Source organism: Streptomyces sp. PU-14G (assembly GCF_041028275.1).
Taxonomy (GTDB): domain Bacteria; phylum Actinomycetota; class Actinomycetes; order Streptomycetales; family Streptomycetaceae; genus Streptomyces.
This window is the reverse complement of record NZ_JASKYT010000097.1, coordinates 1-20,987: the sequence shown is the minus strand read 5'-3', so window position 1 is coordinate 20,987 and position 20,987 is coordinate 1. Positions and strand designations below refer to the sequence as shown.

The window sequence follows — 20,987 nt, the reverse complement described above, 5'->3', positions numbered from 1 at the left end:
GGGCCGTTGGGGGGCGGAGCCGCCCCAACGCCCGGCCGGCGAGGCCCGGGGGTCTGGGGGCGGAGCCCCCACCACGGCCGAGGGCACCCTCACGAAAGAAGGGGAAGACCATGGGGGGAGCCACCATGCCCCCACGGGCATGATCAGCGGCGGTCGAAGGCTCGCTGCAAGGCCTTCGCCGCGTTGCGGCGGTCCTCCTCGCGGAGCCGTGCCGCCGCTCGCGAGCGGCGGAGACGGGAGGCGGGGACGTGGTCGGCTGTGGGCGTGGCCATGGGTAACAACTCCTTCTGCGCGGTGCGAGGAGAGATCTGCCGGAACAGCCAAAGGTGCGGGGACCGCCGGTGCGGCAGGGGTCGCCTGCCGGTGGCACGGGCGTCGCATCCGCGAGGCGCTCGGTCGAGCGGGACGATCGGCTTCCTACAAAGATAGAAGCCGGAAGCCGTGTTGTCTCGCCAATTAGTTGGGCTTCCTACTATCTGAGACGAGAGCCACACGGATTCGGCCACCCACCGGCCACGCACCGGAGGCCCGGCCCTTGCGGGCCGGGCCTCCTTCGCACAGGGGCGGGGGCGTCAGCCCATGTGCGGGTAGCGGTAGTCGGTCGGCGCGACCTGGGTCTCCTTGATGGCGCGCGGCGACGACCAGCGGATGAGGTTGAACTTGGAGCCGGCCTTGTCGTTGGTGCCGGAGGCCCGCGCACCGCCGAAGGGCTGCTGGCCGACGATGGATCCGGTGGGCCGGTCGTTGAGGTAGAAGTTGCCGGCGGCGAAGCGGAGCTTCTCGGAGGCGGCGGCGAGGACGGCCCGGTCCTTGGCGAGGACGGCGCCGGTCAGTGCGTACGCGGAGGCCGACTCCATCTGGTCGAGCATCGTCTCCCAGTTCTCGTCCTCGTAGACGTGGACGGCGATGATCGGGCCGAAGTACTCGGTCTTGAAGACCTCGTTCTCGGGGTCGGAGCAGGCGATGACGGTCGGGGTGACGAAGTAGCCGACGCTGTCGTCGTAGGTACCGCCGACGACGATCTCGCAGGCCGGGTCGGCCTTGGCGCGGTCGATGGCGGCCTTGTTCTTGGCGAAGGCGCGGTCGTCGATGACGGCGCCGACGAAGTTGGACAGGTCCGTCACGTCGCCCATGGTCAGGCCCCGGACCTCGGTGGCCAGCTCGTCCTTGAAGCCGTTCTCCCAGATGGAGCGGGGCAGGTAGGCGCGGGAGGCGGCGGAGCACTTCTGGCCCTGGTACTCGAAGGCGCCGCGGGTGATGGCGGTCTTGAGGACGGCCTGGTCGGCGGAGGAGTGGGCGACGATGAAGTCCTTGCCGCCGGTCTCGCCGACGATGCGCGGGTAGGACTTGTAGGTCGCGATGTTCTCGCCGACGCTCTTCCACAGGTGCTGGAAGGTGGCGGTGGAGCCGGTGAAGTGGATGCCGGCCAGGTCCGGGTGCGGGATGGCGACCTCGGAGACGTCCTTGCCGTCGCCGGTCACGAGGTTGATGACGCCCTTGGGCAGTCCGGCCTCCTCGAGCAGCTCCATCAGGAGCACGGCGGCGTGGGTCTGGGTCGGCGAGGGCTTCCAGACGACGACGTTGCCCATGAGCGCGGGGGCGGTGGGCAGGTTGCCGGCGATGGCGGTGAAGTTGAACGGCGTGATCGCGTAGACGAAGCCCTCCAGCGGGCGGTGGTCCATGCGGTTCCAGATGCCGTTCGGCTGGATCAGCGGCTGCTCGGTGATCAGCTCACGCGCGAAGTGCACGTTGAAGCGCCAGAAGTCGACGAGCTCGCAGGGGGCGTCGATCTCGGCCTGCTGGGCGGTCTTGGACTGGCCCAGCATGGTGGAGGCGGCGATCGTCTCGCGCCAGGGGCCCGAGAGCAGCTCGGCGGCCTTGAGGATGATCGCCGCGCGGTCGTCGAAGGACATCGCGCGCCAGGCCGGGGCCGCGGCGAGGGCGGCGTCGATGGCGTCCTGCGCGTCCTGGCGGGTGGCGGTGGCGTAGGTGCCCAGCACCTTGCGGTGGTTGTGCGGCTGTACGACGTCGACGCGCTCGCCGCCGCCCATGCGCTTGACGCCGTCGATGGTCATCGGCAGTTCGCGGGGGTTGTCGGCCAGCTCCTTGAGCTTGGCCTCCAGGCGCGCACGCTCGGGGCTGCCGGGCGCATAGGTGTGCACCGGCTCGTTGTACGGGGCGGGGACCTGGGTCACGGCGTCCACGGTTGCTCCTTGTGATCGGGGGATTCTGGCGTCAAGAGTGGGGGCGTCAGCGGCGCGAGACGAGGGACCTGAGGAAGAAGCCCATGTTGGCGGGGCGCTCCGCGAGGCGGCGCATGAAGTACCCGTACCAGTCGGTGCCGTAGGGGATGTAGACGCGCATGCCGTGGCCCTGCGCGACCAGCCGCTCCTGCTCGGCCTCCCGGATGCCGTACAGCATCTGGAACTCGTACTCGTCCTTCTTCCGACCGTAACGCTCGGCGAGGTTCTGGGCGATGGTCACCATGCGGGGGTCGTGGGAGCCGACCATCGGGTAGCCCTTGCCGGCCATGAGGATCTTCAGGCAGCGCACGTACGCCTTGTCGACCTCGTGCTTGTTCTGGAAGGCGACGTCGGCGGGCTCCTTGTAGGCGCCCTTGACCAGGCGGACGCGGGAGCCTTCGCCGGCCAGTGCGTGGCAGTCGTCCTCGGTGCGGAAGAGGTAGGACTGGAGGACGGCACCGGTACGGGGGAAGCGCTCCCGCAGCTGCCCGAGGATCGCCAGGGTGGAGTCGACCGTGGTGTGGTCCTCCATGTCGAGCGTGACGGTCGTGCCGGCGGCCGTGGCGGCCTCGACAACGGGCAGCACGTTGCGCTGCGCCAGGTCGTGCCCGCCCGGCAGCGCCTGCCCGAAGGCGGAGAGCTTGACGGACATCTCGGCGTGTTCGGCCAACCCCGCACCGGCCAGCGCGTCGGTCAGCGCGAGGTAGGCGTCGCGGTTGCGGAGGGCTTCCGAGCGGTCGGTGATGTCCTCGCCCAGGTGGTCGACGGTGACCTGCATGCCGCGCCCGGTGAGCGAGGTGACATTGGTCAGGCACTGCTCCAGGTGCTCGCCCGCCACGAACCGGTCCACCATCGGGCGGGTGACCGGAGCGGCCGAGACGAGGCGGCGGATGCTGTCGCTGCGCGCGGCGGCGAGGAGCACGGGTCCCAGCACGGGGCACCTCCACGGATTGTTCTTGTGGGCGGCTCGGCGGCGCGGAGTGCTGGGGGCGGTGCCGCACGGCGGTACCGGACAGCGGGTGCGCTGAGCCACCTCGAAGGTAAGGAGCGCGGCCGGGCGCGGACCATCGACAGCTGTCACGCGTCCGTGGACCAGATCTCATACAGATGTATGAGAATGGCCGGTGGGACGCGACGACCGCGTTCCGGCGGGCGACGGACGAGTGGCACGGAGGCCGGGCGGGCATGCGGGAGGACTATCAGGCGCTGATCGACGAGGTCTCCCAGCTGCTGGGCACCCCCGCCACCCTGGAGGGCCGCGACTTCTCGCTGATCGCCTTCGGCGCCCACGAGAGCGGCGACGAGGAGGGCCAGGGCGCCGATCTGGCACTGGACGCGGTCCGCACCCGTACGATCCTGCAACGCAGGTCGGCGCCTGCCGTGCGCGCCTTCTTCGAGAACTACGGCATCACCCGGGCCACGGGCCCCGTCCGCATCCCTCCCGACCCGGCCGCCGGGGTGGTGCACGGCCGGATCTGCCTGCCCGTGCGGGACCGCGGGGTGGTCTACGGCTACATCTGGCTCCTCGACGACGGCGCGCTCGACCTGGCCGACCCACGGCTGACCGCCGCGATGACGGTCGCAGAACGCACCGGCGTCCAGCTCGCCGCGCACTTCCGCGCCGAGGAGCGGACCGGCGAGCTGCTGAGCGCGGCCCTCGCCGAGCGGGGCGGCGACGCGCGGGACGAGGCCGTCGCCGGTCTGGCCGCCGCGCTGGGCGACGCCGCGGCCGGCCCGCTCGCCGTGGTGGCCGTACTCCCCTGGGAGCAGGACGAACACCCCGGCGCTTCCGGGCAGGGGCCGCTTCCGGCCGCGCTCCCCCGGATCGCGGCGCAGTGCGTACGGGACGGGGCGCTGGCCGCGCTCGTGCGGCTGCGCACCCCGCACGGGCTGGACGCGGCCCGAGCGGCGGCTGGTCGGCTGCTGCGGTCCGCAGGGCCTCCGCTGCCGGGAGACGGCGGCCCCACCGCGGGGCTGAGTACGCCCCGCACCGGGCTGGCCGGGCTGCCCACCGCCTGGCGAGAGGCGCGGGCCGCCGCGCGGGCCGCCGCGGCCGAACCCCCCAAGGACGCGATCGCCGAGTGGGACACCATCGGGCCCTACCGTCTGCTGACGGGCCTCGCCGAGCTCGGGCCCGTGCCCGACCCCGCGGTCCGCGACCTGCTGCGCCCGGTCAACCGCGAACTCGCCCGCACCGCCGAGGTCTTCCTCGACTGCGCCGGCCAGGCCGGCCGCTCCGCCGCCGCCCTCGGCATCCACCGCCAGACCCTCTACTACCGCCTCACCCGGGTCGAACGTCTGACGGGCCTCGACCTGGACGAGGGCGAGGACCGCCTGCTGCTGCACATGGCCCTGAAGGCGGCGCGGCTGTGAGGGAGGCGAAGCCGAGCACGCCGACGGCGCTCAGCGTGGCGCGCCGTCGGCGAAGGACAGGGTCCGCCACGGGCTGTCCGGGTCCCCGGTGAGAATCCGGTGCGGGATCAGCACCGACTGGTACCACTCCCCGAAGGCCTCCTCGTCGAAGCGCAGCGCCCGGCCGAGGACATAGCCGGCGGACAGCTCCGCCCAGGAGTCGTAGGTCTCGCGGCACAGCTCTCCCGCACGCAGCACGGCCTCCTCCGCCTGCATGGTGGTGGCCAGCCGGGCGCCCCGGCCCCACCGGGCGACGTTGACGGCACGGCCGTAGTCGTAGGCGAGCGCCGAGCGGACCCGGCCGGAGGGCGGCAGCAGCCCGTCGGCCCGGAACCGGGCCTCGTACCGCAGAATCTTTCCGGTGACCGCGGTGATCGTGGCGCGGAGCGCCCGGCCGGCTGCCTCCGTCATGGCGCCCTCGTGCGCCTCCACGAGGCGGTCGAAAGCAGCCTCGCGCCAGCGCTCAGCGGTGAGCTGCGCCCCGGGCAGCCGCGTGGCCAGTTCCGCCCGCACCCCGAGCACGAACTCGGGCTCGCCCGGGCTGTTGCTGCCGGCGAGGAGGTGGCCGAGCTGCTCCCGCCAGCCGGCGTGGTCGGTCACGCCCCACAGTTCACGCAGGATCTCCTCGTCGTCCGCGTAGCTGAGGCAGACATCACCCACGTCGTTCCAGAACACCGCGTTCCCCACGGCGAGATGGGCACCGCAGGCCAGGCCGTGGGCAAAGGGACCAGTGAGGGTGCCGTTCCACCGGGTGCGCAGGACGTTCTCCTCGGGCCGGGGGTCCAACTTCCGGGTGAGCCGATGCCAGCGCCGGGCCAGGGCGCGGCGGCCCGGGAAGTACGCCTCGACGGGGGTGCCGGGGTTGACGACGAGTCCCACGTAGTCGGCGTCGGACAGTTTCCACCGTTTCCACAGCCGCCCCAGATGGGGCAGCCGCGCGGCCACCAGGTGCTTCCGGGGCTCCCGCAGCAGCAGGCCCCGGGTGCGGACGGTGAGGCACCACCGGCCGTCCCGGGTGTACAGCCGGGGCTGGACCGGGCCGCCGTCCATCTGGTCCTTGAAGACGTAGCAGAACAGCTCGGCGCGTGTCAGCGCCGCCAGATACGCGTCCCAGTCCTCCCGTTCACGGGCCGCGGCAAGCGCCTGTTCGACCTCGGTCGGCGCCGTCCAGCCGGTGTACTCCCCCTGTGCTTCCCCGCGTGTCCCCATGAACACCGCAGCGTAGCGAGGGTGGAAGGCTGCTGAGACGACGGGGACCGCACGAAGCGCTCGCGCGGTCCCCGTCATGCGCCCTCTTGCGGGGCCTGGTTCACTCCGCCAGGTCGACCGCTCGCGCGTGGGTGGCGCCGATCTCGTCGGCGATCTCCGTCAGCACCGGGCCTGCGATGGTGTCGTCCACCGTCAGGGCGACCAGGGCCTCGCCGCCCTCCTCCGCGCGGGAGACCTGCATGCCGGCGATGTTGATGCCCGCCTCGCCGAGGATGCGGCCGACCGTGCCGACGACGCCGGGGCGGTCGCCGTAGCGGAAGAACGCCATGTGGTCGGCGACGGCCAGGTCCACGCCGTGCTCGTTGATGGCGACGATCTTCTGGAGGTGCTTGGGGCCCGCGAGGGTGCCGGAGGCGGACACTTCCTCGCCGCTGGCCAGGGTGCCGCGCACGACCACCACGTTGCGGTGCTCGGCCGACTCGCTGGAGGTGGTCAGCCGCACCTCCACGCCCCGCTCCTGCGCGAACAGCGGCGCGTTGACGTAGGAGACCGTGTCGTCCACCACGTCCTCGAACACGCCCTTGAGCGCGGACAGTTCGAGCACCTTCACATCGTGCTGGGTGATCTCGCCGTAGACCTCGACGTCCAGCCGGACGGCGACCTCGCCCGCCAGCGCGGTGAAGATCCGGCCCAGCTTCTCAGCCAGCGGCAGCGCAGGACGCACGTCCTCGGCGATGACACCGCCCTGCACGTTGACCGCGTCGGGCACCAGCTCGCCCGCCAGCGCCAGCCGCACCGACTTGGCGACCGCGATGCCCGCCTTCTCCTGCGCCTCACCGGTGGAGGCGCCCAGGTGCGGGGTGCACACCACCTGGTCGAAGGCGAACAGCGGCGAGTCGGTGCACGGCTCGGAGGCGTACACGTCCAGGCCCGCGCCCGCGACCCGGCCCTCCTTGAGGGCGGCGGCCAGCGCCTCCTCGTCGACGATGCCGCCGCGTGCCGCGTTGACCAGGCGCACGTCCGGCTTCACCTTGTGCAGCGCCTCGTGGCCGATCAGACCCACCGTCTCCGGGGTCTTGGGCAGGTGGACGGTGATGAAGTCCGCGACCTCCAGCAGCTCGTCGAGGGACAGCAGCTTCACGCCCATCTGCGCGGCCCGCGCCGGCTGCACGAACGGGTCGTAGGCCACCACCTTCATCCCGAACGCCGACATGCGCTGCGCCACCAGCACGCCGATACGGCCGAGGCCGACCACGCCGAGCGTCTTCTCGCTCAGCTCCACACCGGTGTACTTGCTGCGCTTCCACTCGCCGCCCTTGAGCGCGGCGGTGGCCTGCGGGATGTTGCGGGCCGTCGCGATGAGCAGCCCGCAGGCCAGCTCGGCGGCGGTGACGATGTTGGAGGTCGGCGCGTTGACGACCATCACGCCCGCCTTCGTGGCGGCGGGCACGTCCACGTTGTCGAGCCCGACGCCGGCGCGGGCGACGACCTTCAGCTTGCTCGCCGCGGCGACGGCCTCGGCGTCGATCTTCGTGGCGGAACGGACGAGGACGGCGTCCACATCGGCGAGGGCGGGCAGCAGTTCGTCCCGGTTGGCGCCGTCGCACTGGCGGATCTCGAAATCCGGGCCCAGCGCGTCGACGGTGGCGGGGGAGAGCTCTTCGGCGATGAGTACTACGGGCTTGCTCACGTGGTCTCCAAGTCCTGGTCAGCGCGGGTCCCTGCGGGGCGGGAGGGCAGACGCACGACGCTGTGAGCCTGTGTACCCCGCAGTGTATCGAGGGGCCCGCCCTCGATGTGGGCGATCCGTGCACCCCACACCGAGGGTGCGGGCGCCCTCCCCGGGGCCCGGGGAGGGCGCCCGCGACCGGGTGTACCGGGCCCGCGAACGGAGGAAGAAGGGGCTCTTACTTGTCCTCGTCGACCCAGCTCATGAGACCGCGCAGCTTCTCGCCCGTGGTGGCCAGCAAGCTGTCCTCGTCGGCCTTCTTGTACTGGTTGTACTTGGGCAGGCCCGCGTTGTACTCGGCCATCCAGTTGTTGGCGAAGGTGCCGTCCTGGATCTCGCCGAGGATCTTCTTCATCTCGGCGCGCGTCTGGTCGTTGATGATGCGCGGCCCTGAGACGTAGTCGCCCCACTCGGCGGTCTCGGAGACCGACCAGCGCATCTTCTCCAGGCCGCCCTCGTACATGAGGTCCACGATGAGCTTCAGCTCGTGGAGGCACTCGAAGTAGGCGATCTCCGGCTGGTATCCGGCCTCGACCAGGGTGTCGAAGCCCGCCTTGACCAGCGAGGCGGTACCGCCGCAGAGCACGGCCTGCTCGCCGAACAGGTCGGTCTCGGCCTCCTCGGTGAAGGTCGTCTTGATGACGCCGGCGCGGGTGCCGCCGATGGCCTTGGCGTAGGAGAGCGCGAGCGCGAAGGCGTTTCCGCTCGCGTCCTGCTCGACGGCCGCGATGCACGGCACGCCGCGGCCCTCCTCGTACTGGCGGCGCACCAGGTGGCCCGGGCCCTTGGGGGCGACCATGCACACGTCGACGGAGGCCGGGGGCTTGATGAAGTCGTAGCGGATGTTCAGCCCGTGGCCGAAGAAGAGGGCGTCGCCGTCCTTGAGGTGGGGGGCGATGGACTCCTCGTAGATCTTGGCCTGGATCGGGTCGGGGACCAGGACCATGATGACGTCCGCTTCCTGGACCGCCTCGGCCGGCGCCGTCACGCGCAGGCCCTGCTCCTCGGCCTTGGCGCGGGACTTCGAGCCCTCGTGCAGGCCGACCCGGACGTCGACGCCCGAGTCGCGCAGCGACAGCGCGTGGGCGTGGCCCTGGCTGCCGTATCCGAGGACCGCGACCTTGCGGTTCTGGATGATGGACAGGTCGGCGTCGTCGTCGTAGAACAGCTCGGCCACGGGATGTTTCTCCTTGTGCTCAGTCTTGGTGTGGTGCCCAACCTACGCGGCCGGGCGAGGGTGCCCGTCCCAACCCCGCCGCAACGGCGTGCGGCCACGGCGGGGAGGGTTCGGCGGGGTGGCCGGTCGCGGTTGTCGCCGCGCTCGGTCATGCGAAGCGCTCAGGCGGAAGCCCTCAGGGCCGAAGCCCTCAGGTCGAAGCCCTCAGGCGGAGCGCTCCAGCGCGCGCAGGCTCCGGTCGGTGATGGAGCGGGCGCCGCGCCCTATGGCGATGGTTCCGGACTGCACCAGTTCCTTGATGCCGTACGGCTCCAGCATCTTCAGCATCGCCTCCAGCTTGTCGGCGCTGCCGGTGGCCTCGACGGTGACGGCCTCGGGTGAGACGTCGACGGTCTTGGCGCGGAAGAGCTGGACGATCTCCACGATCTGGGAGCGGGTGTCGTTGTCGGCGCGGACCTTCACCAGGACGAGTTCGCGCTGAACGGCGGACGAGGGCTCCAGCTCGACGATCTTGAGAACGTTGACCAGCTTGTTGAGCTGCTTGGTGACCTGCTCCAGCGGCAGGTCCTCGACGTTCACCACGATGGTGATGCGCGAGATGTCGGGGTGCTCGGTGACGCCGACCGCGAGCGAGTCGATGTTGAAGCCGCGGCGGGAGAAGAGCGAGGCGATCCTGGCCAGGATGCCGGGGGTGTTCTCCACCAGCACGGAGAGCGTGTGCTTGGACATCGGTGTCATGCCTTCCTTGTGCCGGTGGCCGTCAGTCGTCGCTGTCGCCGAAGTCGGGGCGCACGCCGCGCGCCGCCATGACCTCGTCGTTGGAGGTGCCCGCCGCGACCATCGGCCAGACCATGGCGTCCTCGTGGACGATGAAGTCGACGACGACGGGCCGGTCGTTGATCGCGTTCGCCTTCTCGATGACCGCGTCCAGCTCGTCGGGGTCCTCGCAGCGGATGCCGACGCACCCCATGGCCTCGGCCAGCTTGACGAAGTCGGGCACCCGGGTGCCCCGGCTCGGCTCGCCCTGCTCGCCGTCGTGCAGCACGGTGTTGGAGTAGCGCTGGTTGTAGAAGAGGGTCTGCCACTGGCGGACCATGCCCAGCGCGCCGTTGTTGATGATGGCGACCTTGATGGGGGCGCCGTTGAGCGCGGCGGTGACCAGCTCCTGGTTGGTCATCTGGAAGCAGCCGTCGCCGTCGATGGCCCACACGGCGCGATCCGGCATGCCGACCTTGGCACCGAGCGCGGCGGGCACGGCGTAGCCCATGGTGCCCAGACCGCCGGAGTTGAGCCAGGTGGCGGGCTGCTCGTAGTCGATGAAGTGGGCCGCCCACATCTGGTGCTGGCCGACGCCGGCGGCGAAGACCGTGCCCTCGGGGGCCAGCTCGCCGATCCGCTTGATCACCTGCTGGGGGGCCAGCGAGCCGTCCTCGGGCTTGTCGTAGCCGAGCGGATAGGTCTGGCGCCAGCGGTCGAGCATGGCCCACCAGTCGGCGTACCGGTCCCCCGGCTCGCCCGGGCGCTCGGACTGCTCGGTCTGCAGGGCGACCACCAGGTCGGCCAGCACCTCGCGGGCGTCCCCGACGATCGGCACGTCGGCGGCGCGGTTCTTGCCGATCTCGGCGGGGTCGATGTCGGCGTGGACGATCTTGGCGTAGGGCGCGAAGGAGTCCAGCTTGCCGGTGACGCGGTCGTCGAAGCGGGCGCCGAGGGCGACGATCAGGTCGGCCTTCTGCAGCGCGGTGACGGCGGCGACGGTGCCGTGCATGCCGGGCATCCCCAGGTGCTGCGGGTGGCTGTCGGGGAAGGCGCCGATGCCCATGAGGGTGGTGGTCACCGGGGCGCCGGTCAGCTCGGCCAGGACCTTCAGCTCCGCGGTGGCGCCGGCCTTCATGACGCCACCGCCGACGTAGAGGATGGGGCGGCGGGCCTCGCCGATCAGCTTGGCGGCCTCGCGGATCTGCTTGCCGTGCGGCTTGGTCACCGGGCGGTAGCCGGGCAGCTCGGCGGTCGGCGGCCACTGGAAGACCGTCTCGTTCTGGAGGGCGTCCTTGGCGATGTCGACCAGGACGGGTCCCGGGCGTCCCGTGGAGGCGATGTGGAAGGCCTCCGCGATGGTGCGGGGGATCTCGTCGGGGTCCTTGACCAGGAAGTTGTGCTTGGTGACCGGCATCGAGATGCCGCAGATGTCCGCCTCCTGGAAGGCGTCGGTACCGATCGACCCCGAGGCCACCTGCCCGGTGATGGCGACGATCGGCACGGAGTCCATGTGCGCGTCGGCCAGCGGGGTGACCAGGTTGGTGGCGCCGGGGCCCGAGGTGGCCATGCAGACGCCGACCCTGCCGGTGGCCTGCGCGTACCCGGTGGCCGCGTGGCCCGCACCCTGCTCGTGGCGGACGAGGACGTGCCGGACCCGCGAGGAGTCCATCATCGGGTCGTAGGCGGGCAGGATGCAGCCGCCGGGGATGCCGAATACGGTGTCGGCGCCGACTTCCTCAAGAGCGCGGATGAGGGACTGGGCGCCGGTGATGCGGGGCGCCTGGGCCGGAACGGAAGTCGGCTGCTGTCCGCCGTTGCGGGCCCGCGGCTGCGGCTTGGGGGCCCCGGTGGCCTGTTCGGTCATCGCTTGTCTCTTCTCGGAGAGTGAGGGTTGACACTCGTCGGGGGCGGTCGCTCGGACGGGGCTGCTCATGTCCCGCTTGTCGGGGTTGTCGGGCTACCGCTGGTGTGGGCTCAGGTGCTGGTGCAACAAAAAACCCCTCGTGCCGTCAGGCAAGCGAGGGGAGCGCGCCGGGAAGGTCGCGGGGTGTGGAGCCCCGGTCAGCCGACGCGCTTTCCAAGTACGAGAATTCGGGTGCGCATGATGATGACCCTCTCCCCGTCAACCCCCGAGTGTCAAGTGGGTGGGACGGGCGTCTCAGCATCCGAACGCGACGCCGGATGCACCAGGGCCTCGGGCGTGCCCTGCTTGCCCGCGGTCAGCGTCCCGGCCCCGGGCCGCACAGGGCCCAGCGCGGTACCGCGCCGCACCGGCGGCGCGCCCCTGACCGCCACCGCGGCGCCCCTGCCCTCCGGGTGCTCCTCGCCATAGCCGGAAGCGCCCCCGCTGCGGCTCGACTCCGGAACCCCGTAGACCCCGCGGGCCAGCGCGGTGCGCAGCCGGTGCTCGTCCAGCGGCCCGGAGAAGACGGCGCCCTGGCCGTGCGTGCAGCCCATCTCGCGCAGCAGCGTGGCCTGCTCGGGCAGGTCGACCCCCTCGGCCACCGTGGTCAGCCCCAGGTCGCCGGCGATCCGCAGCAGCCCGGCGGTGATCTTCCGCTGCCTGGAGGACTCCACGATCCCGTCCGTCAGCCCCCTATCCAGGCGCAGGATGTCGACGGGGAGCCTGCGCAGCGCCGAGATCGCCGCGTACCCGCTGCCGAAGCCGTCCAGCGAGATCAGCACCCCCAGCCTGCGCAGCGCGCTCAGCCGGCGCTCCAGCTCGTCCAGCGGAATGCGCGGATCGCTGTCCGACAGCTCCAGGATCAGTGCGCCCGGCGCCCCCGGCACCCCCGCGTTGGCCGCGGGCGCGCCCAGCGCCGTGCCGCCGGTCGGCCCCGGCGCGGCGGCCAGCCCGTGCCGGGCCAGCAGCGCGCCGACGCTGTGCGGCTCCATGCCCGGCTCGGTCAGCCGCCGGGCGGGCAGCCGCACCGTCACCGGGGCCCCGTATCCGGCACGCTGGCGGGCGGCGGCCTGGGCGACCGCCTCCTCCAGCAGCCAGCGGCTCACCTCGGCCGCCCGCTCGCCGCCGATGCCGCGGGCCTCGCGCGCCGAGGCGCCCTCGGTGCGCAGGAATTCCGCGGGCGTGAACAGGATGCCCGCCTCCGAGCGCCAGCGCGCCTCCGCCGCGATCGCGGTGATCTTGCCGCTCGCCAGCTCGACGATCGGCTGGTGCAGCAGTGCGAACTCGCCGTCGTGCAGCGCGCTGCGCAGCCGCGCCGCCAGCTCGGCACGCTTGACGACCTCCGCCTGCATCTGCGGCGCGTACAGCTCCACACGGGCCTTGCCCGCCTGCTTCGCGCGGTACATCGCCAGGTCCGCGTTGCGCATCAGCGAGCTGGGGGTGATGCCCGGCTCGGCGAAGGCGATGCCGATGGAGGCGGCCACCCGCACCTGCGTGCCCTCGACCCGGTAGGGGTCGGAGAGAGTGATCCGCAGCCGGTCGGCGATGTCGTGTATGCGCAGCTCACGCTCGGCGTCCGGCGGCGCGCCCGGCTCGCCGTCGCCGCGGATGAGGACGGCGAACTCGTCGCCGCCCAGCCGCGCCGCGGTGTCGCCCGAGCGCACCGACTCGTGCAGCCGCCGCGCCGCCTGCACCAGCAGTTCGTCGCCCGCCTGGTGACCGACCGTGTCGTTGACGGCCTTGAAGCCGTCCAGGTCGATGAAGAGCACCGCCGTGCCGCAGTCACCGCCGCGGCGTCCGCCAATGGCCTGACGGACCCGCTCGGTGAACAGGGCGCGGTTGGGCAGGTCGGTGAGCGCGTCGTGCGAGGCGTTGTGCTGCAACTGCGCCTGGAGCCGCACGCGCTCCGTCACGTCCCGGCTGTTGAAGATCAGGCCGCCCTGGTAGCGGTTGACCGTGGACTCGACGTTGAGCCAGTGGCCCTGGCCGTGCCGGATACGGCACTCGATTCTCGTGCACGACTCCTGCTCGGAAGAGGTGGCCAGGAAACGGCGCAGTTCGTGCAGCACCTGCCCGAGGTCCTCCGGGTGCACGAGGGAGGAGAGTTCGGCGCCGACCAGGTCCTCGGCGTCGCGCCCGTAGACGCCTGCCGCGGCCGGCGAGACGTAGCGGAGGCTGCCGGCGGCTGCGGTGATCATGATGACGTCGCTGGAGCCCTGCACCAGGGAGCGGAAGTGGTTCTCCTTCTGCGCCAGCTCCCGGGTGAGCGTGATGTTGTCCAGCAGCATGATGCCCTGGCGCAGCACCAGTGCCAGCACGACCGTGCATCCTGTGTAGAGGACGACGCGGTCGATCTCGCGGCCGTCCACCGAGTTGTAGAGGATGCCCAGGGTGCACACGGCCGCCGCCAGGTACGGCGTCAGGGCGCTGAGCGAACCGGAGATCGGCCGGCTGGGGTGCGTGGCGCGGGCCTCCGCCTCACGGGCCGTGGCCAGCGGCTGCGGCTGCGGCGGTGCCGGGCTCGTGCCGCGGCTTCTGCCGACCCAGGGCGCGTACGCCAGCAGCAGCGATCCGGCGAACCAGCCGGCGTCCAGCAACTGGCCGGAGGCGTAGTGCTCGCGCAGCATCGGCGAGGTGAACAGCGCGTCGCACAGCACCGTCAGCGCGAGTGCGCCGACCGCGGTGTTGATGGCGCTGCGGTGCGCGGAGGAGCGCCTGAAGTGCAGGGCCAGCACCATGCTGACGAGGACGATGTCCAGCAGCGGGTAGGCCATGTTCAGCGCGGCCCTGGCCACCGAGTCGCCCTGCCAGTAGGCGGTGTGGGCGAGCGCGAGGGACCAGGAGAGCGTCAGCAGCGAGCCGCCGATCAGCCAGGCGTCGAGGCTCAGGCACACCCAGCCGGCGCGGGTCACCGGGCGCTTGGCGAGGACGAGCAGTCCGACGATCGCCGGCGGCGCGAACAGCAGGAAGCAGAAGTCGGCCAGCGAGGGCCTGGGGACCGGCTGGTCGAGCACCAGCTCGTACCAGCCCCACACCCCGTTGCCGAGCCCCGCCATCAGCGAGGAGACCCCGAAGAGCGCCCAGGCGGGGCGGCTGGCCCGCAGGCGAGCGCGCTGGGCCGGTGCCAGGTGGGCGGCGCCGGGCCGCTCGGCGTCGCGGCGCTGGGTGTAGGCGTACCACAGGCAGGATGCGGCGGCCAGCAGCGCGGCGGCGCTGAGCCCGAAGTCGCCCATGAACACGGCGACGGTCTGCGAGCCCCAGCCGAGGGCTGCTCCGATGGCGTAGCCGGCGCAGATGACGGCGAGCGCCAACTGCGGTGCGAGCCCTGTGGTGCCGCCCGAGCCTCCTCCGCGTGGCTGGGGCGGGACGCCGTCGGGGCGGCCCGCGGTTCCGTCCGGCCGGGGCGCTGCCCCCCTGGCCCGTGGCGGGATTCCGCGGGTCTGCGGCGGCACCGACCTGCCGCGTCCGGTGCCGCCTGCGCGGGTCGCGGGTGTGGTCGTCCAGTACGGGTCGCGTCGCGGGGCCGCTTCGTTGGTCGTCATCGTGCCACCCGCCAGGACGGGGGCCACTTGGTGGAGTCGGCGCGGGCGTCACGCACGGTGTGCGGTGGTGCGGCGCAACGCGCGTTGCGTGGCTGACGGTTGCGGTGGCGTGGAACGCCGTGTGCGCGTTCCCCCGTGCGGCAGTTCGTCCGTTGATCGTGCATTCGCCCGTCGCCCCCCTCGTGTCCGGGTTTCGCCCCCCGATCGGGACGATACACCAGGTTCGTCACTCAGGGACATAGTCCCAATACTGACCGTAACCACAAGAGGGAAGTTCGGAACAGGGTGCAGTCGTACGGATCCGTAGAGTGGCCTCTCGCGGCCTCGGGGGGTTTACCCGACCTACGCCACGGCCACCGTGTTCGCCGGCTCCTCACCGGCCGCCCAGCGCCTCAACTGTGCGCCGACGAGCCTTCTGGCCCGAGGGTGGAACGCCGAGGTGGGCCCTCCGACGTGCGGGGTGATCAGCACTCCGGGTGCTCGCCACAGGGGATGGTCCTTGGGCAGAGGTTCGGGTTCCGTCACGTCCAGCGCGGCCCGCAAGCGACCCGGGACACCGTCCCCGGCCCCCGGCGCGGACGCCGGGGTACCGGTCTCGGCCAGCAGCGCCCCGGTGTCGACGACGGCGCCACGGGCCACGTTGACCAGCAGCGCCCCGTCCTTCATCCGGGCCAGGAAGCCGGCGTCCACCAGACCGCGGGTCTGCTCGGTGAGCGGGGTCGCCACTATCACGACGTCGGCGAGCGGCAACAGATCGTCGATCTCGCTCAGCGGTCGCACAGGGCCCAGGTCGGCCACGCGGGGCGAGCGGGCGACCCGGTGCACTGCGGCGACCTCGAACGGCAGCAGCCGCTTCTCGATCGCCTCCCCCACGGCGCCGTAGCCGAGGATCAGTACCGTGCGGTCGGCGAGCGCGGTGTGGAAGCCGGTACGCCACTCGCCGCGGTCCTGGGCGCGGACCGCTCCGGGCAGGTCACGGAGGGAGGCGAGGGTGAGCGCGACGGCCAGTTCCGCGGTGCTCGCGTCGTGCACGCCGCGGGCGTTGCACACCCGCGTTCCGGTGGGGAGGCGCGGGATGGCGGACGCGATGTGGTCGATGCCCGCGGTGAGGGTCTGGACGACCTTCAGGCCCGTCATCCGGGCGAGCGGCCGTACGGCGACCTCGGCACCCAGGTAATAGGGGACGACGTAGAAGGCGCAGTCCGCGGGGTCCGCCGGGTACTCCTCCTCTCCGTTCCAGTACCGGTACGTCAGGGAGTCGGGCAGCCCCTCGACACTCTCCGGGGGGAGCGAGAGCCATACCTCCGTCGCATCAGCCATGAGGAGAGACTAAAGGGCGGCCACCCCACAGGTCAGGGGGCGCCTCTTGGCGACGCGTGGGGAGGGTGTGGCCGGGGCAAACGTGTGTGACACCCGGGCGCCCGCTAGTTTGGGGTCCGTCCCGGAGGGAGCAGGAAAGCGGTGGAGCGCAGGACGATCGGTGCGGCAGCACTCGGTGTGGGGGCCGTGGGTCTGGGCTGTATGCCGATGAGCTGGGCCTACTCCTCCTCGGAACAGCACGGTGTCACCTCGCTGCGCGCGGTGCACACGGCCCTGGACGCCGGGGTCTCGCTGCTGGACACCGCCGACATGTACGGGCCCTTCACCAACGAGCTGCTGCTCGGACGGGTGCTCAAGGAGCGCCGCGACGAGGCGTTCGTCTCCACCAAGTGCGGACTGCTCGTCGGCGACCAGCACATCGTCGCCAACGGCCGCCCCGGATACGTGCACCGGGCCTGCGACGCCTCGCTGCGCAGGCTCCAGACCGACACCATCGACCTCTACCAACTGCACCGCGCCGACCCGGAGGTGCCGATCGAGGAGACCTGGGGCGCGATGGCCGAGCTCGTGACGGCGGGGAAGGTGCGCGCGCTGGGCTTCTGCGCCGTCGGCGCCCGCGCGGACCGGCGCGCGGGCACCGGCATCCACGACGGGACCATACGGCAGCTCGAACGGATCCAGCAGGTCTTCCCCGTCGGCGCCGTGCAGGCCGAACTGTCCGTCTGGTCCAGGGAAGCCCTGGCCACCCTGCTGCCCTGGTGCGAGACCCGCGGCATCGGGTTCCTGGCCGCCATGCCGCTGGGCAACGGCTACCTGACAGGCGCCCTGACCACCGGCGGCGGCTTCGAGCCCGACGACGTGCGCGCGCGGCACCCCCGCTTCACCGCCGACATGATGGCCGCCAACCAGCCCATCGTCGCCGGGCTGCGCCGGGTCGCCCGCCGCCACGGCAGCGCGACACCGGGCCAGATCGCGTTGGCCTGGGTGCTGGCGCAGGGCCGGCACGTGGTGCCCGTTCCCGGAACGAAGAAGCCGCACTGGGTCACGGAGAACGCCTGCGCCTCGGCGCTGGAGCTGACCGAGCACGACCTCTCTCAGATCGCCGCCCTCCCCGCGGCCCGGGGGTCGTGGGACTGAGCCGGCGAGCCGGGGCGCCGCCTCCTCCCCGGCGGTCGACGAAGGCGGTGAGGGCGCGGGGTACTCCCCCGCGGCTGCTCCGTGTGGTCCCCTGGGAGCGTTCGGTGTCGAGGGGCCGAGGAGACAGAGCGTGCGACGTGCGACGGGTGTGGGTGTCGGGATGGCCTGTGCGGTGCTGCTGGCCGCGGGATGTTCCGGCGGAGGCGGCGGGTCGGGCGCCGAGCCCTCCGAGGAAGGGCGGTCGACCGCGGGCACCGGACCCTCGCGCGGCGCGGCCCCCGCGAAGGGTTCCGTGAAGGTCGAAGAGACGGTGACGACCGGGCTCGAGTCCCCGTGGGGGCTGGCGCCGCTGTCCGACGGGGACCTGCTGGTCTCGCTGCGGGACACCGGGAAGATCCTGCGCGTCGAGGCGGACAGCGGCAAGAAGACCGAGCTCGGCACCGTGCCCGGGGTCGAACCCGGCGGAGAGGGCGGGCTGCTGGGGATCGCGGTGCCGCCCGACGGCGAGCAGGCCGGCAGCTGGGTGTACGCCTACTTCACCTCCGCGTCCGACAACCGCATCGTGCGCATGCTCTACGACGACAAGAAGGAGCCCGGCGACCAGCTGGGCGCGCCCGACGTGATCCTCAAGGGCATCCCCAAGGGCCGGCTCCACAACGGCGGGCGGATCGCCTTCGGGCCCGACAAGATGCTGTACGCCGGGACGGGCGAGTCCGGCGACGGGCGGCTCGCGCAGGACAAGGACTCGCTCGGCGGCAAGATCCTGCGGATGACCCCGGAGGGCGAGCCGCCCGGACACGGCAACCCCGAGTCCGGTTCGGTCGTCTACAGCTGGGGCCACCGCAACGTGCAGGGCCTGGCGTGGGACGCCGACAAGCGGCTGTGGGCCTCGGAGTTCGGCCAGGACACCTGGGACGAGCTGAACCTCATCGAGCCGGGAAAGAACTACGGCTGGCCCGATGCCGAGGGCAGAAGTGACGGCAAGCGCTACCGGGACCCGGTGGAGCAGTGGCGCACCGCCGAAGCCTCCCCCAGCGGCGTCGCGGTGGCCAGGGGCTCGGTGTGGATGGCCGGGCTGCGCGGCGAGCGGCTGTGGCGCATCCCTCTCAAGGGCGGGGAACCCGCGGCGGAACCGCAGTCGTTCCTGAAGGGCAAGTACGGCCGCCTCCGCACGGTCGTCGCCGACCCCGGCACCGGTGGCGGCGGGCTCTGGCTGGTCACGAGCGAGACGGACGGACGTGGCTCCCCGGAGAAGGGGGACGACCGTATTCTCCGGCTTGAGGTGCGCTGAGAGGTCCGGGTGGTCTGGTGTTCAATCTGCTGGAGCAGTTGTTCGCACCGAGTCGCAAACACGCCGACGACGAGCGGCAGCGGCTGGAGCACACCCGCGTGGAGGCGGGCAGCACCGATCCGGGGGCGGGGCCGATAGACCTCTCCTCGGGGCACGTCCTCATCCGGCCGCCCGTGCCGCGCCGCTCCGCGCCGGGCGCCGAACCGGAATCAGCGGAGCCACCGGAGTCACCGGAGCCACCGGCGCCACCCGGCCCCCGACCCGCCGGGTCAGCGGACCGGCCCGGGGACGGCGGCCCCCTGCGGGGTGACCAGGCGTAGCCGGAAGGCCATGGCTGCCGCCTCGCCACGCCCGGCCACGCCCAGCTTGGCGAGGATGTGGGAGACGTGCACGCTCGCCGTCTTCGGCGCGATGTGCAGCCGTTCGGCTATCTGCCGGTTGCTCAGCCCCTCGGCGACGAGTTCCAGCACACCCCGCTCGCGGCGGGTCAGCCCGAAGGACTCGGCCGGGTCGAAGGCGGCGGGCAGGGCCTGTGGGGTGGGCGCGGGGTCCGCGGCCGGCTTGTCGTCGAGGTCGATCCGGGCGCGCAGCGCGAGCGCTTCGGCCTCGGCGCGCAGAGGCGCCGCCCCCAGGCGCAGCGCCGCGGCTCCCGCTGCGCGCAGCAGTTCCCCGGGGGAGCGTCCCGTGCCCGCAAGGGAGCGGCCCGCGTCCCCGGGCGAGCGGCCCATGTCCCCGGGCGAGCCACCCGTGTCCCCGGGCGAGCGGCCCGAGTCCTCGGGGAAGCGACCCGGGTCCCCGGGCGAGCGGCCCGAGTCGGAACCCTGCGCGGCTGCGGGTCGCCGCGCCTCGTGGCGCGGGGCTTGACGGCGCGGCGTCCCGGAATCCAGCAGGGCCTCGGCCCAGCGGAGGCGGGCCTGGGCGAGCGGGTGGGGACGGCCGAGGGGTTCGAGGGCGAGGGCGGCGGCCTCCCAGTGGCGCGGGTCGTTCGCTCCGGCCGCTCGTGCGAGGTCGGCCTCCAGGAGCAGTGCGTGTCCCTCCCACACGGGTGCGGGCCGTGGCAGCTGGCGGGCGGCGCGCCGCAGCGCGTCCAGGACGGGGCCGCGCCCGTGTGCGGAGCCGGGGAGACCGCGGGTCTCGGCCTCGTGCGCCGCGGCGGCCGTCAGCAGGGCCCAGGCCTGCGGGTAACTGCCGGGGCGGAAGCCCTCTCGCAGCGCACGGGCCAGCTCGGCGCGGGCCTCCTGGAGGTCACCGCGGCGGGCGGCGAGGACCATGGTGAAGTGCCGGAGCGCGACGGCTTTCTGCGGCTCCACGACGGGGGAGCTGCCGAGCGCGGCCACCACCTCCTCGACCGCCAAGACCAGCCGGGGCTGGTCTCCGCGGTCATGGGCCAGGTGGGCCCGCAGGAGTGCGACCCAGGCGCGCACGTCGGCGGCGCGGGCTGCGCCTTTGGCCTCGTCGAGGAGCGTGGCCGCCTCGTCCCACTCCCCCGTCGCCAGGAGGGCTTCCGCGTGGGAGGCGAGGGCGCCCGCGTAGGAGTTGGGGCGGTTGCGTTCGCGGGCGACGCGGGCCGCGCGGGCCGCCTCGGCCGCCGCCTGTTCCCAGCGCCCTGCCAGCTCCAGTTCGACGGCGATGTTGGTGGCGGCGCGGATCACCACGCTGGTGAGGCCGGCCTCGTCCGCCTCGTCCCGCGCGCGGGCCATCTCGGCCAGGCCCGCTTCGAGGTCGCCCGACTGGGCGAGGAGGGTGCCGAGGGTGACCCGGGCACCGAGCTCGATGACGGTGGCGCCGACGACGCGGGCCAGCTCGACGGCGCGTACGGCGGTGGCCAGCGCCTCGCGCCCCGGGCGGTGCACCATGCCCCAGCTCGCCGCGCTGGAGAGCACCTCGGCGTGGACCGCGGAGGGCGGCAGCCCCCGGACCAGTTCCTGGGCCTTGGCGATCTGCGCCCAGCCGTCCCCCTTGCCTGCCTCTTCGGTCAGCAGACCCAGTTTGAGCTGGAACCAGGCGCAGGTGAGGGGATCCCGGGCCTCGTCGAGCTGGGCGAGCGCGCGGCGGGTGAGCGCCTTCGCCCTGGTCACGTCGCCGCTGGTGCGGGCGGCGACGACGGCTTCGGCCAGCACCTCCATGAAGCGGGGCGGGCGGGAGGCCGCCGAGCCCGGCGACGGCCGCCAGCAGCGCGTGTTCGACGGCGGAGCCACCGCCGGCGGCGAGGCGCACCACGCGCTGGGCCGCTGCGGGCAGCGCCTCGACGCGGCCCAGCGCGTG

At 72.6% G+C, this 20,987-nt stretch carries 16 protein-coding genes; 5 read left to right on the top strand and 11 right to left on the bottom strand.

Annotated elements, in window-relative coordinates; genetic code table 11:
* Nucleotides 1–143 precede the first annotated feature (143 nt).
* The 3 genes from AB8Z75_RS14290 to AB8Z75_RS14280 form a co-directional block, all read right to left on the bottom strand.
* The gene (locus AB8Z75_RS14290; RefSeq protein ID WP_369201885.1) at nt 144–272 is read right to left on the bottom strand and encodes a hypothetical protein; all 129 of its coding nucleotides are present in this window, start codon (nt 270–272) and stop codon (nt 144–146) included.
* Between the two features lie 300 nt (nt 273–572).
* Nucleotides 573–2,204 (bottom strand): L-glutamate gamma-semialdehyde dehydrogenase, encoded by a 1,632-nt coding sequence (gene pruA, locus AB8Z75_RS14285; RefSeq protein WP_369201884.1) that lies wholly within the window; start codon nt 2,202–2,204, stop codon nt 573–575.
* Nucleotides 2,205–2,250: 46 nt separating this feature from the next.
* Nucleotides 2,251–3,177: a proline dehydrogenase family protein gene (locus tag AB8Z75_RS14280; RefSeq protein ID WP_369201883.1), complete on the bottom strand. Its 927-nt coding sequence runs from the start codon at nt 3,175–3,177 to the stop codon at nt 2,251–2,253.
* A 251-nt stretch (nt 3,178–3,428) separates the two neighbouring features.
* Here AB8Z75_RS14280 and AB8Z75_RS14275 point away from each other — a divergent pair, with 251 nt between their 5' ends.
* Nucleotides 3,429–4,616, top strand: a complete 1,188-nt coding sequence (locus tag AB8Z75_RS14275) for a PucR family transcriptional regulator (RefSeq protein ID WP_369201887.1) — start codon at nt 3,429–3,431, stop codon at nt 4,614–4,616.
* 30 nt (nt 4,617–4,646) lie between these two features.
* Here the strand turns inward: AB8Z75_RS14275 and AB8Z75_RS14270 are convergent, their stop codons facing one another.
* The 7 genes from AB8Z75_RS14270 to AB8Z75_RS14240 form a co-directional block, all read right to left on the bottom strand.
* Nucleotides 4,647–5,864, bottom strand: coding sequence for a DUF1266 domain-containing protein (locus AB8Z75_RS14270; protein ID WP_369201882.1), 1,218 nt, complete (start codon nt 5,862–5,864; stop codon nt 4,647–4,649).
* A gap of 100 nt (nt 5,865–5,964) precedes the next feature.
* On the bottom strand, nt 5,965–7,554 hold the full coding sequence (gene serA / locus AB8Z75_RS14265; RefSeq protein ID WP_369201881.1) for a phosphoglycerate dehydrogenase: 1,590 nt from the start codon (nt 7,552–7,554) through the stop codon (nt 5,965–5,967).
* 217 nt (nt 7,555–7,771) lie between these two features.
* On the bottom strand, nt 7,772–8,770 hold the full coding sequence (ilvC, locus tag AB8Z75_RS14260) for a ketol-acid reductoisomerase (protein WP_369201880.1): 999 nt from the start codon (nt 8,768–8,770) through the stop codon (nt 7,772–7,774).
* A gap of 204 nt (nt 8,771–8,974) precedes the next feature.
* The gene (gene ilvN / locus AB8Z75_RS14255; protein WP_027735462.1) at nt 8,975–9,499 is read right to left on the bottom strand and encodes an acetolactate synthase small subunit; all 525 of its coding nucleotides are present in this window, start codon (nt 9,497–9,499) and stop codon (nt 8,975–8,977) included.
* 31 nt (nt 9,500–9,530) lie between these two features.
* On the bottom strand, nt 9,531–11,393 hold the full coding sequence (locus tag AB8Z75_RS14250; RefSeq protein ID WP_369201879.1) for an acetolactate synthase large subunit: 1,863 nt from the start codon (nt 11,391–11,393) through the stop codon (nt 9,531–9,533).
* Between the two features lie 272 nt (nt 11,394–11,665).
* On the bottom strand, nt 11,666–14,974 hold the full coding sequence (locus AB8Z75_RS14245; RefSeq protein WP_369201878.1) for a putative bifunctional diguanylate cyclase/phosphodiesterase: 3,309 nt from the start codon (nt 14,972–14,974) through the stop codon (nt 11,666–11,668).
* Between the two features lie 342 nt (nt 14,975–15,316).
* Complete coding sequence (locus AB8Z75_RS14240) at nt 15,317–16,294, bottom strand: 2-hydroxyacid dehydrogenase (protein ID WP_369201877.1); 978 nt, start codon at nt 16,292–16,294, stop codon at nt 15,317–15,319.
* Between the two features lie 141 nt (nt 16,295–16,435).
* Here AB8Z75_RS14240 and AB8Z75_RS14235 point away from each other — a divergent pair, with 141 nt between their 5' ends.
* The 3 genes from AB8Z75_RS14235 to AB8Z75_RS14225 all read left to right on the top strand — a co-directional run bounded on the left by AB8Z75_RS14235 (nt 16,436) and on the right by AB8Z75_RS14225 (nt 19,042).
* Entirely contained in the window at nt 16,436–17,431 is a 996-nt protein-coding gene (locus tag AB8Z75_RS14235; RefSeq protein WP_369201876.1) for an aldo/keto reductase, read from the top strand.
* Nucleotides 17,432–17,591: 160 nt separating this feature from the next.
* On the top strand, nt 17,592–18,722 hold the full coding sequence (locus tag AB8Z75_RS14230; RefSeq protein WP_369201886.1) for a sorbosone dehydrogenase family protein: 1,131 nt from the start codon (nt 17,592–17,594) through the stop codon (nt 18,720–18,722).
* A 17-nt stretch (nt 18,723–18,739) separates the two neighbouring features.
* A complete protein-coding gene (locus tag AB8Z75_RS14225) occupies nt 18,740–19,042 on the top strand; it encodes a DUF6191 domain-containing protein (RefSeq protein WP_369201875.1) in 303 nt (100 codons plus the stop codon).
* Here AB8Z75_RS14225 and AB8Z75_RS14220 read toward each other — a convergent pair.
* Nucleotides 18,992–20,800, bottom strand: coding sequence for a LuxR C-terminal-related transcriptional regulator (locus AB8Z75_RS14220; protein ID WP_369201874.1), 1,809 nt, complete (start codon nt 20,798–20,800; stop codon nt 18,992–18,994). The genes AB8Z75_RS14225 and AB8Z75_RS14220 overlap by 51 nt on opposite strands.
* Here AB8Z75_RS14220 and AB8Z75_RS14215 point away from each other — a divergent pair.
* On the top strand, nt 20,778–20,987 hold a 210-nt coding region (locus tag AB8Z75_RS14215; RefSeq protein WP_369201873.1), incomplete at its 3' end, for a hypothetical protein. The two genes, AB8Z75_RS14220 and AB8Z75_RS14215, sit on opposite strands and share 23 nt — an antisense overlap.

Excerpts from the sequence above, each read along its gene's own strand:
- AB8Z75_RS14290 (WP_369201885.1), bottom strand. The coding sequence starts at position 272 with ATGGCCACGCCCACAGCCGACCACGTCCCCGCCTCCCGTCTCCGCCGC.
- AB8Z75_RS14275 (WP_369201887.1), top strand. The coding sequence starts at position 3,429 with ATGCGGGAGGACTATCAGGCGCTGATCGACGAGGTCTCCCAGCTGCTG.
- AB8Z75_RS14270 (WP_369201882.1), bottom strand. The coding sequence starts at position 5,864 with ATGGGGACACGCGGGGAAGCACAGGGGGAGTACACCGGCTGGACGGCG.
- ilvN (WP_027735462.1), bottom strand. The coding sequence starts at position 9,499 with ATGTCCAAGCACACGCTCTCCGTGCTGGTGGAGAACACCCCCGGCATC.
- AB8Z75_RS14250 (WP_369201879.1), bottom strand. The coding sequence starts at position 11,393 with ATGACCGAACAGGCCACCGGGGCCCCCAAGCCGCAGCCGCGGGCCCGC.
- AB8Z75_RS14245 (WP_369201878.1), bottom strand. The coding sequence starts at position 14,974 with ATGACGACCAACGAAGCGGCCCCGCGACGCGACCCGTACTGGACGACC.
- AB8Z75_RS14240 (WP_369201877.1), bottom strand. The coding sequence starts at position 16,294 with ATGGCTGATGCGACGGAGGTATGGCTCTCGCTCCCCCCGGAGAGTGTC.
- AB8Z75_RS14230 (WP_369201886.1), top strand. The coding sequence starts at position 17,592 with ATGGCCTGTGCGGTGCTGCTGGCCGCGGGATGTTCCGGCGGAGGCGGC.